Origin of the sequence: Salinimicrobium tongyeongense, assembly GCF_026109735.1 — a bacterium.
Classification (GTDB): Bacteria; Bacteroidota; Bacteroidia; order Flavobacteriales; family Flavobacteriaceae; genus Salinimicrobium; species Salinimicrobium tongyeongense.
Window position 1 is genome coordinate 120460 of the sequence record NZ_CP069620.1, and the last position, 15344, is coordinate 135803.

The window sequence follows — 15344 nt, forward strand, 5'->3', positions numbered from 1 at the left end:
CATTTCCTCTTAAAGGACGAATGTTTGGAGCAAATATAATATTTGGCAAGTTGAAAAAAATCATCTATTCTACAGACAATTGCCTGCTTTTTTCTTTTCTGTCAATATTCCTTACCCCGGTAGTACCACCGCCTTCTAATGTTAGGCTCACGGGTTTATTTGTTTTCCAGGCCCCGCGAGTAAAATCGGGTACTTCAATAGAATTAGATTTATTGGCAATAGACCATTCACTTAGAGAAGTAATACTGCTCCAGGCAGCTGCATCATATACATCCATATCCATAGGCAGGCCGTTTCTAAGACAGTCTATAAGCCTCCAGTCCATCATAAAGTCCATCCCTCCATGGCCGCCCACTTTCTTGGCCATTTCTCCAACTTTACGCACAATTTCAGGAGTGTATTTTTCTTCAAGTTCTTTCATTTTATCTGCATCGGCAATTTCATGTCCAAATGCGATATGCTTTAAAGGCCACTTTTGAGCAAAACACTTTGTACCACTTAACATGTGTATACGGGAATAAGGTCGTGGTGAACTAATGTCATGTTGAATCATAATAGTACGCCCCTTATTTGTTTTAATGAGCTGAATATCCATATTCCCTCTCATATTTGCTCCCACAAATTGCTTTAAAGCAGGGTTCTCTTCAGCTTCCTCTTCAATTCTTCTACTTAATGTAAAGTCATCACTCATAATTGAGGTGAGATAATCCATTTTATCGCCGCGGTTGATATTCATCGCCTGACAAATAGGTCCCAATCCGTGGGTAGGATATACATTAGCATGACGTTTATTTTCCTCTAGGCGCCAGTAATTATCGTAAGCACCATCGGTCATTTTATGATCCTGAGGCCGGTTAAAATGCCAGTAGTCAAGATCATGAATGTACGCACCTTCTCCATGTATAAGTTCTCCAAAAACGCCCTGTCTTGCCATGTTGAGAGTCATTAACTCAAAGAAGTCATAGCAGCAGTTTTCAAGGATTACACAGTGCTTTCGGGTTCTTTCGGAAGTTTCAACAATTTGCCAGCATTCATCCAAAGTTCTGGCCGTAGAAACTTCTACAGCTGTATGTTTTCCGTTCTCCATAGCCTCAAGAGCTATAGGTATATGCCACTCCCAGGGAGTAACTATGTACACGAGATCTATGTTATCGCTTTGGCACATTTCTATATAGCCTTTTTCCCCATCTACATATTCAGCGGCTTTTGGCAAACCTGCTTTTTGCAGTAGTGCCTGTCCTCCATCAACAGCTGCCTGCCGGGTATCACAAAGTGCAGTAATCTCTACCCCTTCAATATAAGTGAGTCGTTCAACAGCACCAGCACCCCGGTCTCCAATCCCCACAATTCCAACCCTCACAGTATCAAGAGCAGGTGCAGCATAACCAGACATATTAAAATTCATACTAGGCTGTCTGTTAGCAGCCGCTTTAATCTTAGCTAATTTCTCTTCACTGGCACAGGATGTTAAAAATGCGCCTGTAGCAATAGCACCCGACCCAAGGGCCATATTTTTTAAAAAAGATCTGCGATCTGCACTCATAATAGATATTTTAATTTCTTGTTGATTTAATTCCTCTGAAGAAAGAGACTAACTAATAAACTTCATTCTCAAAAATATAAAAAAGTATTAAAATATTCGATTTTGAAAGTTAAAATTAAATAACAAAAGAAAAAATAAAGAATTTTATTTTTCGTAACCTTATTTTAATATGTTTAATCACTTTTATTGTGCTTTTAAATTTTAATTACTCTTAATCATCAACAGTTATTTGAAAAGTTGAAGTAGGTGACTCTTCACTATTCATGAGATTCCCCGTGGAATAGGGCTGCCAACCATAATACACTGTTTCAGGTTTTTGTGAGGTTTGAATAATTATTTTACTTCCTTCAATAGTAGCTGGCACAGGATGCTTTCCGTTTAATGAAAAACCTTTAACCATTTCACCATTTAATGTCATAAGGCCATCTGCAGTATGTTCAAAAGTTATCTTAATCTTTCCTGCAGAATATTTTGCATCAATAGGCAGAGGACCTGAAACTTCTATATTACGATCATAATCCTGATGTAAAGCCCAACGAGCAAGTCTCTCCCCCACTACCTTTTTATTTCGCGGATGCACATCATTCTCAGCTCCCACATCACTACTTACAGCCATTCCTCCATAATTCACCTCTTCAAGCAAAAGCCGTTGTAGGTTTCGAAATAACGGCCAATATTGAGATCTATAGTTTAATGTATCTATGGAAGAAAGCTGAACCCAGTAAAAAGGCAGTGTTTCTTGCTTCCATTTTTTCCGATAATCTTTTATCAATAACTTTTGCAACTGCGGATATTCAAAAACCCGTGCAATCTCCTGGGCATTACTTTCCCCCTGATACCATAAAACACCTTTAATGGGCATATTTAAAATTGGCTTAATTCCCGATTCATATATAAACCCCGGTTTATAGGCATGGTTAGGCCCTGTCTTCCCAACATGAACGGCAATACCTCCTACATTTTGCCCTCCTCTTTCTCTAATCCAAACCGGTAGTTCATCATTATCAAGCCAATTTCCTGAGACTTTTTTATAAAACCTTTGATCTTTTTCTAAAGTTTCTTCCGAAATAAAAGCTTCAATTGGAGCTCCACCTATAGACAGATTTATAAGGCCCACCGGAATATTCTCATGCTGAAGGATTTCTTTTCCGAAATAATATCCTATAGCACTTAACTTTGCCACATGCGGCATTCCACTTTCTTCCCAACTGCCCTCAAAAAAGGCAGTAGATTGTAATTTTTCAAGAGCCTCCTCATTATATTTTTGCGCATAAATACCTTTACCTACGTATTGAGGATTATAAAAACGGAGTTGTGGACCAGCAAGCTGCTCTTTTTCACTTTCGAAATGCTCCTCCTGACCTAATGACCACTCCATATTGGACTGACCTGCCAATAACCAAACATCTCCAATAAGTACATTAGAATATTCCAAAGAGTCAGATTTTGTATAAATTGATAGAAGCTGAGGGGAGGAACTAGCAGCATGGGCCGGGAAGTACACCTGCCAGGACGAATCTAATTGTACCTCGACTTCTTCAATTAATGAAGAAAACTTGACCTGCACAGTTTCTCCAGGCAGATATTTCCCCCAAATCATCAATGGCTCATCACGCTGCAGCACCATATTATCTGAAAAAATTTTAGGCATTACGATCTGAGCAGTGCCGGATTGCTGGTGTATCAAAAATGCCATTATGACAAACATTTTTTTTAAAAGCTCTTTCATGTTGATCATCATATTCTCAGGAAATTAAAAAACTCCTGCTCAATAAAGTCTGACACTATAATGAACAGGAGTTTCCACTCACTCTAAACTATTTTTTCTTATTCTTGAGTATCGTCATCTAAACTTTGATCTTCCTCGAACACATGAGCTGCATAATTATAGTCAAGGGCTTCATATCGCTCTTTCATCACCTTTAACCTGGACAAAAAATTCCCCCAGTCTTTTTTCGCAACAGGAGTCCAGTTGACCTCGGCTAAAGCTGTCAGCCTTGGTAATACCATATACTCTACATGATCGGTAGTTTTTATGTACTCTGTCCACAAATTTGCCTGGGCTCCTAATATATGCTTTCCTTCTTCTTCAGAAAGTTCCTGGGGAACTGGGTTAAAAGAATACACTTTTTCAACAGGCACAAAGCCGCCTATGCCAAGAGGCTCATCTTCGTTTTTAGACTGGTAGTAATCGAAATAGAGATGATCGTTAGGTGTCATCACAACATCGTGACCCTGCCTGGCTGCCTCAATACCTCCCTTAGAACCTCTCCAGGACATAACGGTGGCATTAGGCGCCAAACCACCTTCAAGAATTTCATCCCAACCTATGATTTGCCTTCCATTTTCATTAAGAAACTTTTCAATGCGGCTTATAAAATAGCTCTGCAACTCATGTTCATCTTTTAAACCTTCCCTCTTAATAACCGCCTGTGCCTGCTCACTCTCTTCCCACTCTGTTTTAGGAGCTTCATCACCACCTATGTGAATGTACTCACTGGGAAACAAATCCATAACTTCGGTGAGTACATCCTCAAGGAACTTAAAAGTTTCTTCTTTAGGAGCAAAAATTGTGGGAAACACCCCCCATTTTGTTTCTACTTCATAAGGTCCTGTATTGTTACCAAATTCAGGATAAGCAGCTAAAGCTGCTGTGGCATGTCCAGGCATTTCAATTTCAGGAATTACTGTAATGTGCCGGGCTGCGGCGTAGGCAACCACTTCTTTTACTTCTTCCTGTGTGTAGAAACCTCCATACTCTTTTCCGTCATGTTCGTCCCAATTTTTTTCTACCATAGTTCCTTTTCTTACTGAACCTATTTCTGTAAGTTTTGGATACTTTTTTATCTCAATTCGCCAGCCCTGATCTTCGGTAAGATGCCAATGAAAGCGGTTCATTTTATGCAGCGCAAGTAGATCTATATATTTTTTAATAAATTCTAATGGGAACATATGACGAGCTACATCAAGGTGCATCCCACGGTAAGAAAACCTGGGAGCATCTTCTATTTCTACAGCAGGTATTGTGAGATCTGTCACTTGTGCCACTTCTGCTTCTGCGGGCATTAACAATCGCAAAGATTGAATTCCGTAGAAAACCCCTTGAGATGTTTTCCCTGAAATCTTTATTTGATCGTAAGTAACGCTTAGCTTATATCCTTCTTCTTCCTGTATTTCAGAATCTAATTTGAGAATAATAACATGATCACCAGCCTTACCAGAAGTTACTGTTTCCAACTTAAATCCTGATGCCCCAGATAGTAATTGAGATAGAAAATTAGCTTCTGGAACTAGAGAATCGGAAGCAACTATACGTGTATGCTCGTCAATTACAAATCTACCGGGAGCTGTATTCATTCTTACAGGTAATGGGATGACAGAATAATCTTTGGGAGTGTTTTCTACATCTTTATATTCGGTATAAGATTTTCCTGTTTCGCATGCACTAATCAGAATCGTAAGAAACAGGAATGGTAAAATTTTTTTCATATTTATCAACTTTAAAAATTTTAAATTTAGGTTTACCAACACATTGGATTCTTTTATTAATTTATTTATTTCTTTTTAATACTATCTTCACCATCAGTTAACCACTCCAAAGAAAAGCTCGTAAAGGCATTCTCTTTATAATCATCTTTTTCAAAAAATACTCCTATTTCACCATTTTCTAGAATTGTCAATGATGAATATGCAGCACCACCAGCATATACGGTTTTACCTTCACTCCAGCTCTTACCTTCATCATAACTTATTCTCACCGTCAAATTCTTACGTGCCTCTGCATCGTTTGAGTTAGAAAACAGAAGACGGTTTTTATCATCTCCATCATTAACAGAAGTATATCTAAGAATACTGGCATTGTTCCCGGGGTCTACAAGAACTTTTTCGGTTTTTGTATCCCAGGTCTTCCCTTTATTACTTGAAACATGAACATAACGATGGCCGTCCCCTGTATTGACGCGGGAATTTATCATATAATCTCCATTTCTTAGCTCAATAACTTTAGATTCATCGGCAGGCTTCACAGGTGAATCAATTAAAAACCAGTTTTCACCATGGTCATCACTACCAAAGAGATACACCCCTTCCTTAAGCCTAACCAATGTATGTAGTAACCTTCCATCCTGTGTTTGGATGCCTCGTCCAGAGGTTATGAATTTAAAATCATTATGCCATTCTTCTTTTGCTATATAAGAAGTGATATCGCGGGGTTTGGTCCAGGTTTCACCATTGTCTGCACTCTTAAGAACATGTAAATAATAGACATCCTTTTCATTCTCAAGATCCATATAATTGTAGAATAAGAACACCTCACCTGTTTCTTCATCTACAATCATGGAAGGATCTGAAGCTGATTTACCTTCCGGAAAATCTATTACCCTCTCTATTTCTCCCCAGGTTTTACCATTGTCGGTACTTCTGCGCTGTACTATATTGATATCTCCACTACCGCGCAAATCGGCACAGGAGGGCACCCGTTCGTCAATAGCAGCAATTAAATCCCCATTGGGAGCTGTAACAATTGAAGGAATGCGATAACAGGCTATTCCCGGGTCGTTTTCTGCATTAAAAAGATCATGAAACAACAGTTCTTTCTGATTTTGTTTCAGCGATGTCTTGGGTGATTTTGATGAATTGCAGCCGCAAAAGGCAGCAAGAACAAAAATGAGTAGATTTTTTTTCATTGTAGAAGATTATATGTAGGCTATGAATTCACAACAGTAAAATCTCAATTTAGCCTTAGGTAAAATTCACAAGCTCAAATATAACATTAAGATTAAAAATAAAGTTAATTTTTAAATAAATTCTTATGTTTCCTTTTCATTTTAACTTTCGAATTCTACATGTGGAGAATTACTAATCTTTATAAAAGTTATTCAACAGAAGTATAAAATTCACCCTTCTGGCCAAAAGTAAGCTTTCGAACAACCTCATTTTGATCATCCCAGCACAATGGCATAGCCGATACATATTGAATACTTACACTGTAAGCACCATTTTATAAAGGTTTTACGAAGAAACAACCCCTATACATATAAGTAATAAATTTCCATATAAAAGAAACTCATGATTAATTTAAAAAACATAGTTCTGTCAAATTTAAAGTCATTGTCTTACCCAATATTTAAATCTACTTCCGCTTAGTTTTTCCAAATATATAGCAGCTACATCCAATTCTTTAATAAAAAAATTAAAAAAACTAAAAAAATTAATTTTATAATTTTTGAAATAACAATCAAAAACATATATTAGCAAAGGTAACGTAAATAAAATCAAAAGGTTTCATAAAAACTAAATTTCATAATACGGTAATGGTGCATCTACTTTCAGAAAAGATTAATAAGAAAAGGTAGATTATTAGTAAAGCACCTATGATAGAAAAATCAAAAGGCAGACTGTACCAGTTCCTGAAATCTGGAAATAAAATAAACAAGATAAGGATAAATTTTTCATGAAGAGTTTATGAGAACAAATTCTCAAAGTGGCACTCGGGGGAAAACAATAATTAGCCTAACAGACATATTTTATGAATGACAGATTATAACTAAAAAATTGACTTGGGGGATAGAACCCTGTTCATATTAAATAACTGAAATCAATATAATACTTTATAGCTAGCTTTCAATAAAAAACAAGATTACAACTAGCCACAAAAAGTAGTAATGACCAGAATAAGTTTAAAACTGTTAATAATCTAATCAAACCAAAATGAAAAATTTACTAGTGTTAATTTGAAATAGACACGATAAAATCTGACAGTTAAGGATTATATTTAAAGAGTTGAAACAAAAAACATTAACCCTTAAAACTGTCAGAATGAATACAGAAGCAAAGGTAATTAAATCTAAAGTAGGTTTATTACAGTTAGCAGAACAATTAGGAAACGTGTCCCAGGCTTGTAAACTCTTTGGTTATAGCAGGGATAGTTTTTACCGCTTTAAAGAACTTTATGACCAGGGAGGTGAGTTAGCACTACGAGAGCTCAATAGAAGAAGGCCAAATCTTAAGAATAGGATTGAAGAAGAAACAGAAAAAGCAGCAATCCAGATTGCTTTTGATTATCCTGCTTTTGGACAACTTCGCGCTTCCAATGAACTCAAAAAGAAAGGAATTTTTATCTCACCAGCAGGTGTTCGATGTGTATGGTTACGCAATGATCTGGAGACTTTTAAAAAAAGGCTGAAGTACTTAGAAGCCAGAATGGCCCAGGATGGACTGGTGTTGACTGATGCTCAACTAAATGCCTTGGAGAAAGCGAAAGAAGAAAAGAAAGCCCATGGAGAAATAGAAACCCACCACCCCGGCTATCTTGGAGCTCAGGATACCTATTATGTAGGAACCATCAAAGGAGTTGGAAGAATCTATCAGCAAACATTCATTGACACGTATTGCAAAGTAGCCCATGCTAAACTTTATGATCGTAAAAATGCTCTTGTAGCTGCTGATATGCTAAATGATCGGGTGTTACCCTTCTACGAAGAGCAAGACCTGCGACTTTTAAGAATATTAAGCGATAGAGGCACAGAATTCTGTGGCCATAGAGAGCACCACGAATATCAACTTTACCTGGCTATCGAGGATATAGATCATACAAAGACCAAGGCTAAAAGCCCGCAAACCAACGGAATCTGTGAACGCTTCCACAGGACGATTCAGGATGAGTTTTACGCCATTACCTTTAGGAAAAAGATCTACACCTCCATAGAGGAGATACAAGCTGATCTGGATGATTGGTTAAACTACTATAACAATGAAAGAACCCACTCCGGAAAACATTGTTTTGGAAAAACTCCGATGCAAACTTTGCTCGACAGCAAACATTTGGCTGATGAAAAAATGCTGGATTTACAATCGGAAAAACTCGTACCTTTATTAAAGGCAGGTAAAGCGGAAACAGGCTCTGGTGGAGACCAACCTGTCAGGAATAACTTGCCTGACGACTGGAATGGTCAAGGGGCTCCAAACGAGCCCCTAAATCAGGTTTATTCCAAAAGTCAAAATGCCTAAAAAAACTCTTAACTGTCAGACGAGATCGGAGCTATTACAGTTAATTGGTCTCATGTTTTTTTCTACTGGTGGTCTGGCTCAGGAGGCCCCCATAACTATTACCGGAAAAGTAGTAGATGCAGAATCCAATATCCCAGTGCCGGGAGCTAATGTGTTTCTAAAAGGTACTACCAATGGAACAATGACAGATTTCAACGGCGAGTTTTCTTTACTCGTGCCGAGTAAGAAATCCCTAATAGTAATTTCTTTTGTGGGGTTTAAAACCCAAGAAATAACTATCGGAGATCAGACACATTTCGGCATTGTACTGAAAACAGATCAGGCGCAATTGGATGAAGTTGTTGTTATTGGGTACCAAACAGTTCGCCAAAAAGAATTAACCGGTGCAGTAAGCAGTATTAGCGGAAACGATCTTGAAGGAATTCCTGTAACCAATGTTGCTGATATAATTGCAACTCAATCCACCGGATTGCAAAATATCAACGTAAGTGGTGCTCCCGGTGCCAGAGGTGGATTAGTAATTCGGGGTAATACAAGTATTGGCGGCAATATTGATGCATATTCTGCTTTTAGTAATCCCTTATATGTAATAGATGGGGTGCAGACTTCTCTGGAGGATCTTGCTGGATACAATGTTTCCAATACCGATTTCCTGGCTTCCTTAAACCCCAATGATATAGAAAGTATTGACATCTTAAAAGATGCTTCCGCAGCAGCCATATATGGCTCCCGAGGAGCAAACGGTGTTATTATAATAACTACCAAAGGAGGGAGAGCTTTAGAAGAACCGGAATTTAATTTCTCCAGCAGTATTGGCTTCAGCCCCAAACCTGAGCTGGTTCCCATGCTTATAGGAACTGCGGAAAGACGCGCTAAAATGGATATGATACACACCTGGTGGAATCATGATTCTCAATTCACAAACGAGGTGCCAATCATGCTGACTGACAGTATAAATCCTGCTTTTAATAATAATGTGGATTACCAGGGTTTGTTTTACCAAACAGGTATAAGTCAAAGGTACAATCTTAGCGTAAGAGGCGGTGGTGAGAAGTCCAACTACCGAATTTCCCTGGGTTACAATAGTGACGAAGGAGTCGTGAAAGGGACAGGCTTTGAAAGGTATACTTTGAATTCCAATATTAATGCAAAAATAGGCACTGTATTTACAAACCAGTTTAGGGCTAACGTATCATTTACGGATAACCAGACAGGTCAGGGTAATCCCTATCAGGGGAATTTTGACCTGAACTCTACTCTTCCGGTCAATCCCGCCTCCCTGAACTCCTCTTTATTTTACTTGTCTGATAAAAGAAGGGAATCTCTAACTGGAGAACTGGATGAGAAGTTGAATACAGACCAGGCTATCACAACTACCTTTTCCAATCTTGCACAACTGGATTTAATAGGTGGGGTAATTTTAAATTCACAATTGACTTTTCAATATGATTCCAACAAAAAGAATTTTTACGAACCTTCAACCATTCGACCTCAGGGAGATGGCTTTGCCAGTTACGCCTTGTACACCAGGAAGAACCTTTCTTCAGACACTTATCTGAGTTTGTTTAATCTCATTGGAGATCATGAAATCACAGCGATACTAGGGAACCGTTTGGATTATAACAGATATGAAGATATGGGACTGAGTGCCGTTGGTTTTGGGAGTGATGCCATTCAGGTAATCAACAATCGATATACCACAGAGGAAATTAGTGGATATACAGATATAAGTGCCAATGCCTTGTTGTCTTATTATGGAAGATTCAGTTACAAATTTAAGAATAGATACATATTTATGGCTAACCTTAGTGTTGATGGTTCCTCCCGTTTTGGGGAGGACGTACGATGGGCGAGGTTCCCGTCCTTTTCGGGAGCATGGATCTTCTCTGATGAACCTTGGCTCAAGACACATGTTTCAGACTGGTTAGATTATGCCAAACTAAAATTCAGCTGGGGTATTAATGGAAAGCAATTCCCTGAAAACTATCTTCGATTTGGCTCCTATAATTTAGGTTACGGAGGAAACAATATGTGGGCTAACCAAATGGCTGTCTCCACTTATGCCGGCACTACCGGAGTTGTTCCGAATTACGGGGCTATCGGAAATTCTTCCTTGTCATGGGAAGAATCCGAACAGTGGAATGCCGGGTTTGAAATAGATATGTTTGATCATAGGCTAAGTCTGACCTTCGATGCTTATCGCAAAGCAACTGATAAATTATTCTTTGACATTAATTTCCCTGCTTATTCGGGGTATGACGCTGCGAAGGCCAATGTTGCCGGAATCCTGAATTATGGGTGGGAATCTATGGTGAGGTACGAGCTTTTTCCACGTACCAGCGACTTCAGATTGGAATTGAGCGCAGGTTTAAGCCAAAATGAAAACTATATCAGTAAGCTACCGAACGGGAACAGAGACTACACAGGTCCCGGTTACGGATATGTAGTTGGAAGACCTATTAACCTTTATTATATGTTCAGAAATAATTACATAATTGATGATTTGGATCAATTACCGGTCAATCCGTACACAGGAGAACCCCTGACTGGGAAATCGGCCTGGGCACCTATCAGGCCAGGCTTTCCAATCTGGCAGGATATGAATGGGGATTTTATTTTGAACGAAGAACACGATCAAAAGCTGGTGCATGAATATTCTCCGGTACCTGATGTGTTAGGGTCTTTTAATATCAGCCTTAAATATAAAGGTTGGTATTTGCAGGCTTACAGTCATTTTTCCTTTGGATCTGATATCAAAAACACTGTTTTGAACAGCTATATGGATCAATATGATCGGGGAGGTACAGGATGGGCCACTACAGGTCTGGCTGATCTCAGTGAATACACTTTTTGGCAACAGCCTGGAGATGGAGCTGCAGGGGTTCAGTTTCCTGCGCTTTACCCTCAGGGAGGGGGGCTTGCTCCTTTCTACGCCTTTAGAGGAAACCAAACCCTCTGGATTGAAAGTGGAGATTACTGGAAAGTCACGAATGCTTCAATTGGACATATTTTCGACCAGAATAGTATTATTAGCAATTTAGGTCTTTCACGATTACGTGCTTATGTTTCAGTACTTAATCCTTATCAATGGCAGCGATCCAAAACAGTAGTAGATGCCTCTATGGTAGATGCTTTAGGAAATGTATTAGGTAATGGATATCCTCAGGTAAGAACATATTCATTTGGAATTGATGCAAGATTTTAAAAATAAGAAAATGAAAAAAATCAACAAAATCACAGCAATTAGCCTGTTCGCATTTCTCTTCAGTTTTTCAGGTTGTACAACAGATATATTGGATCAGGAACCGGTTAGTATTACCCATCCTGACGTTTTCTGGAATAGCCAGAGCAATGCTGAACAGGCTTTAGCAGGAGCCTATGGCTTATTTAAGAATACTATTACTTATCAGGCCAATTTTTTGTATTGGGGCGAATTTCCTGCCATGACTTTTATGAACAGCCGAAACTGGGTTACCGATTATATTGAAGGCAGTGGGAATTATGTAATGGCTTACAGGGATGAAAGCAGGAATTGGAAAAATTTCTATCGTGCAGCAAACTGGGCTTTTACCATCGAGGAGTATGTACAAGATATGCCGGAAGATTTATTTACTTCACCTGCTGAAAAAGAAAGAATAATCGGGGAGGCTGCCTTCATCAGGTCTATATCCTATTTCTGGATGGCACGGATCTGGGGGGATGTGCCTATTGTAGAAGAATCCATAGAAAGTTCTGATCAACTTATAAGTCCAGACGGTTATATTACCAAAATACCGCGATCTGATGAACTGGAAGTATTAGATTTTGCCTTAAAAGCTGTTAATAAATCAATAGACCTGTTAGACTATTCCTCTCCTGGAGATCCAACTTGGGCCATCACAGCTAATAAAGCAAGTGCTGAGGCTTTGAAGGCTCATATTACTCTCTGGTATGCTAGCAGAGATAATGGAAATTCTGAGATGATTCAACAAAGCATTGATGCCGCTACTTCTGTTATCAATAACAGCAACGCGGAACTAATTGATTATATCGCAGAAGAGGAAGATGGATTCGAAAGTATGATTTTGGGACAGTCCAAGACAGGTCTTTTTGAAATAAATATTAGTGCCGCGATGAACGAATCTTTTAGAATGTCTACTTCTGATGCTACACATACAGGGCTCACCCTCAATTATCCTGTATTTCAAAACTTGAATAACGGGGTGGCGCCTTTCATGGATCCAATCTTTTATGGAAATGAAATGATGTCCCAGAATCCTGATAGGGAGAATGATGTGCGGAAGGAGTTGTTCTTCTATGAATATGCAAATCCGGATGATTCCTTCTTAATGAAATACGCCATGTCTGAACAGGATCCAGATTCAGAAGATGTATATGCACAATTCTCCGAATCAAATATTCTCCTGATGCGTTTAGCGGGAATCTACCTTCTTCGGGCAGAAGCCTATGCGAAACAAGGTAGTACCCAACTAGCTTTAGATGACCTAAATCTGGTAAGGAGCAAGGCAGGCGTTCCTGCCTATACCGGCCCCACAGACGAATCCAGTCTGATTAAGGCAATTTTCGACGAACGTGCAATAGAATTTGTAGGGGAAGGACAGTCTGCTTATGACAGAATCCGAATGAATTATTATGAAGGAGTACCATGGATGAACCAGAGCAGGTTAGAAAAAGAAGGCTACTTCTGGCCTATACATCCTTCTATTATTTCAATAAACCCCTCAATTGTTCAGAATGAATTCTGGCAAGGAAAAGTATAATAGTCATAAATAGAACAATAATAACTAAAGATATGAAACGAATTTTATTTTTAATATGCCTGGGTTTTGTCTTCTACTCTTGCGAAAAGGACAATTATTTAGTCGACGGAGGATTAAGCGATCCAAATTTAGGAGTCACAACTTTAGAGTTTTTTGAATCCCACCAGCAGTTAGACACCCTGGCTCTTTTGATAGCAAGAGCTGGCCTGCTAGAGGAGACGAATAGCGCATCAACCTTTTTTGCTCCCAATAATCTTTCCATTAAAAATTATGTTCAGGAAATACTGACTGAGATGAGGAGGATAGATCCCCAGGCAGAATATACTGTCAATGATATTCCTAAGGATACTCTTAAAAAATATATGGGAGGATATATAATTCCCCAGCAGATCAAGCGCGAAGTTCTGACAGAACAAGGGGAAATTTATACCGCCATTAATGGTGAGGAAAGGAAAATTTCTCTGGAACCTGTGCAGGATTTTAATGGACCTCTGGAAACCCCTCCGGAATATGTTTTCTTCACCTATAAAGGAGGAGATACCTGGGATCCATGGAACCAGCTGGTGGATGACACCAAAATCAGGGTTAGAACCTCAGATCTTGTTTCTACCAATGGCATCATCCACGTACTACAAGGAGGGCATGTACTTTTTAATTATGAAGAGAAATAAAAAACAAATAAAACCTTTTATTTAAATTTTAAAAAAATGAAAAAAATTAGCAGCTTACTACTGATGATCCTTGCCATAGGCTCCTGTTCTCCGCCAGAAGTAGGGTACCTGAGTAATGACATTCATGCAGTTCAGGATACTATTTTTGTTCCAAGGGGGGCTTTTATTACTTCCGCAGTTCCTGCTTCTGAAGGTACCACCTATCCTATTCACTGGGAAATTACGGGGGCTACCGATACCCAGGGAAATCCCACCGATGAATTGTTTCAGGAACATGCGATCCTAACCTGGACCTCGGCATTTAACCCGGAAACGGATACTACTTTAGCCTTGGCAGAGGAAAAGTTGGAGTTAAATGAGGAGCCTCCTATTCTAATTAATTCTGTGAGTGGAGAAATGGCATTCACCCAGGCTACAAAATTTGTGGAGAACGATATTTTTCACTTGAATGTGAGGGCTACCAATATGAGGGGGAGTAAACAATTAGATGATTTTGTAGTAGTTAAACTGGAGGAATTCCAGCCCGTTGAATTTCCTGTGGAGATGAGATCTGCCATTCAATTCGGAAGGGGCGCGGGAATATTTGACATGGGATATATATCAAGAATTACCGGTCCTAACGACAATGGGATATCCAGTGTCCTGTATGGAACCCACCCGTATATTACCATTAAGAAGGTAAGTGAGGAACCTGCCCTGGGGGTTAAAGTGAAGATGATCATTGCAGATAGCCACGGCACTCCCTTGGATCCAGAGAAAGTAATTTTTTACCCAAGGGGAGCCTCATATGAGCAAAATTTTCATGATAATTCCACAGAAACCGTAACTGATGAAACCGGCACTATATTTTCTCTTCCCGCACCTCCTTTTCCACAATTTGGAAGAACATATTCAGGAATAAATACTTACCTAATGTACTATTTAACCACAGGTGATGCTTTTACTGTGGATAAAGAAGCATTTGAAGCTGACAATGGACCAATGGACTGGTCGATTTATACTGACCCTGAAACAGAAGAAATAAGAAACCGGGCATATATTAGATGGGGTATAAAAATTAACGATTCCGGAACCTGGGAGATAAAAATGAAGATCCCATATACAACCATCAAGGAATAGTTTTTTAAATTAGCCACCTTAATGACTGGGGAGTCATATTCAAAAACCAGAGAAAATCAGCGGAAACTCTTTCAGGTTTCCGCTGACTTTCCTCTTTAAAATGAGTCTGATGAGATTAAGGAAGATAAGCTGTTCCTGGGATTATAACTTGAATCGGAGTTCTATACGAAAAATCGCAAAAAATTAAAATATCCGGTTCTAAAACGAGATTGAGGTTTTGAAGATAGATTCATACTACACCGT

Annotated in this window: 8 protein-coding genes and 1 pseudogene; 5 read left to right on the plus strand and 4 right to left on the minus strand. The window is 38.9% G+C overall.

Features of this window, described 5'->3' with window-relative positions:
• Nucleotides 1–64 precede the first annotated feature (64 nt).
• From JRG66_RS00525 to JRG66_RS00540, 4 genes are all read right to left on the minus strand, one after another.
• Nucleotides 65–1543: a Gfo/Idh/MocA family protein gene (locus tag JRG66_RS00525; RefSeq protein WP_265163783.1), complete on the minus strand. Its 1479-nt coding sequence runs from the start codon at nucleotides 1541–1543 to the stop codon at nucleotides 65–67.
• A 211-nt stretch (nucleotides 1544–1754) separates the two neighbouring features.
• Nucleotides 1755–3284, minus strand: coding sequence for a sialate O-acetylesterase (locus tag JRG66_RS00530; protein WP_265163784.1), 1530 nt, complete (start codon nucleotides 3282–3284; stop codon nucleotides 1755–1757).
• An 86-nt stretch (nucleotides 3285–3370) separates the two neighbouring features.
• Entirely contained in the window at nucleotides 3371–5032 is a 1662-nt protein-coding gene (locus JRG66_RS00535; RefSeq protein ID WP_265163785.1) for a beta-N-acetylhexosaminidase, read from the minus strand.
• A gap of 65 nt (nucleotides 5033–5097) precedes the next feature.
• Nucleotides 5098–6228, minus strand: a complete 1131-nt coding sequence (locus JRG66_RS00540) for a sialidase family protein (RefSeq protein WP_265163786.1) — start codon at nucleotides 6226–6228, stop codon at nucleotides 5098–5100.
• Between the two features lie 1132 nt (nucleotides 6229–7360).
• Between JRG66_RS00540 and JRG66_RS00545 the strand changes: the two are divergent.
• The 5 genes and pseudogenes from JRG66_RS00545 to JRG66_RS00565 form a co-directional block, all read left to right on the plus strand.
• A pseudogene (locus JRG66_RS00545) lies at nucleotides 7361–8386 on the plus strand (IS481 family transposase); the annotation flags it as partial.
• Between the two features lie 217 nt (nucleotides 8387–8603).
• The gene (locus JRG66_RS00550) at nucleotides 8604–11756 is read left to right on the plus strand and encodes a SusC/RagA family TonB-linked outer membrane protein (protein WP_265163787.1); all 3153 of its coding nucleotides are present in this window, start codon (nucleotides 8604–8606) and stop codon (nucleotides 11754–11756) included.
• Nucleotides 11757–11766: 10 nt separating this feature from the next.
• A complete protein-coding gene (locus tag JRG66_RS00555) occupies nucleotides 11767–13311 on the plus strand; it encodes a RagB/SusD family nutrient uptake outer membrane protein (protein WP_265163788.1) in 1545 nt (514 codons plus the stop codon).
• 32 nt (nucleotides 13312–13343) lie between these two features.
• The gene (locus JRG66_RS00560) at nucleotides 13344–13982 is read left to right on the plus strand and encodes a fasciclin domain-containing protein (RefSeq protein WP_265163789.1); all 639 of its coding nucleotides are present in this window, start codon (nucleotides 13344–13346) and stop codon (nucleotides 13980–13982) included.
• A gap of 36 nt (nucleotides 13983–14018) precedes the next feature.
• Complete coding sequence (locus JRG66_RS00565; RefSeq protein WP_265163790.1) at nucleotides 14019–15101, plus strand: DUF5007 domain-containing protein; 1083 nt, start codon at nucleotides 14019–14021, stop codon at nucleotides 15099–15101.
• Nucleotides 15102–15344: the final 243 nt, after the last annotated feature.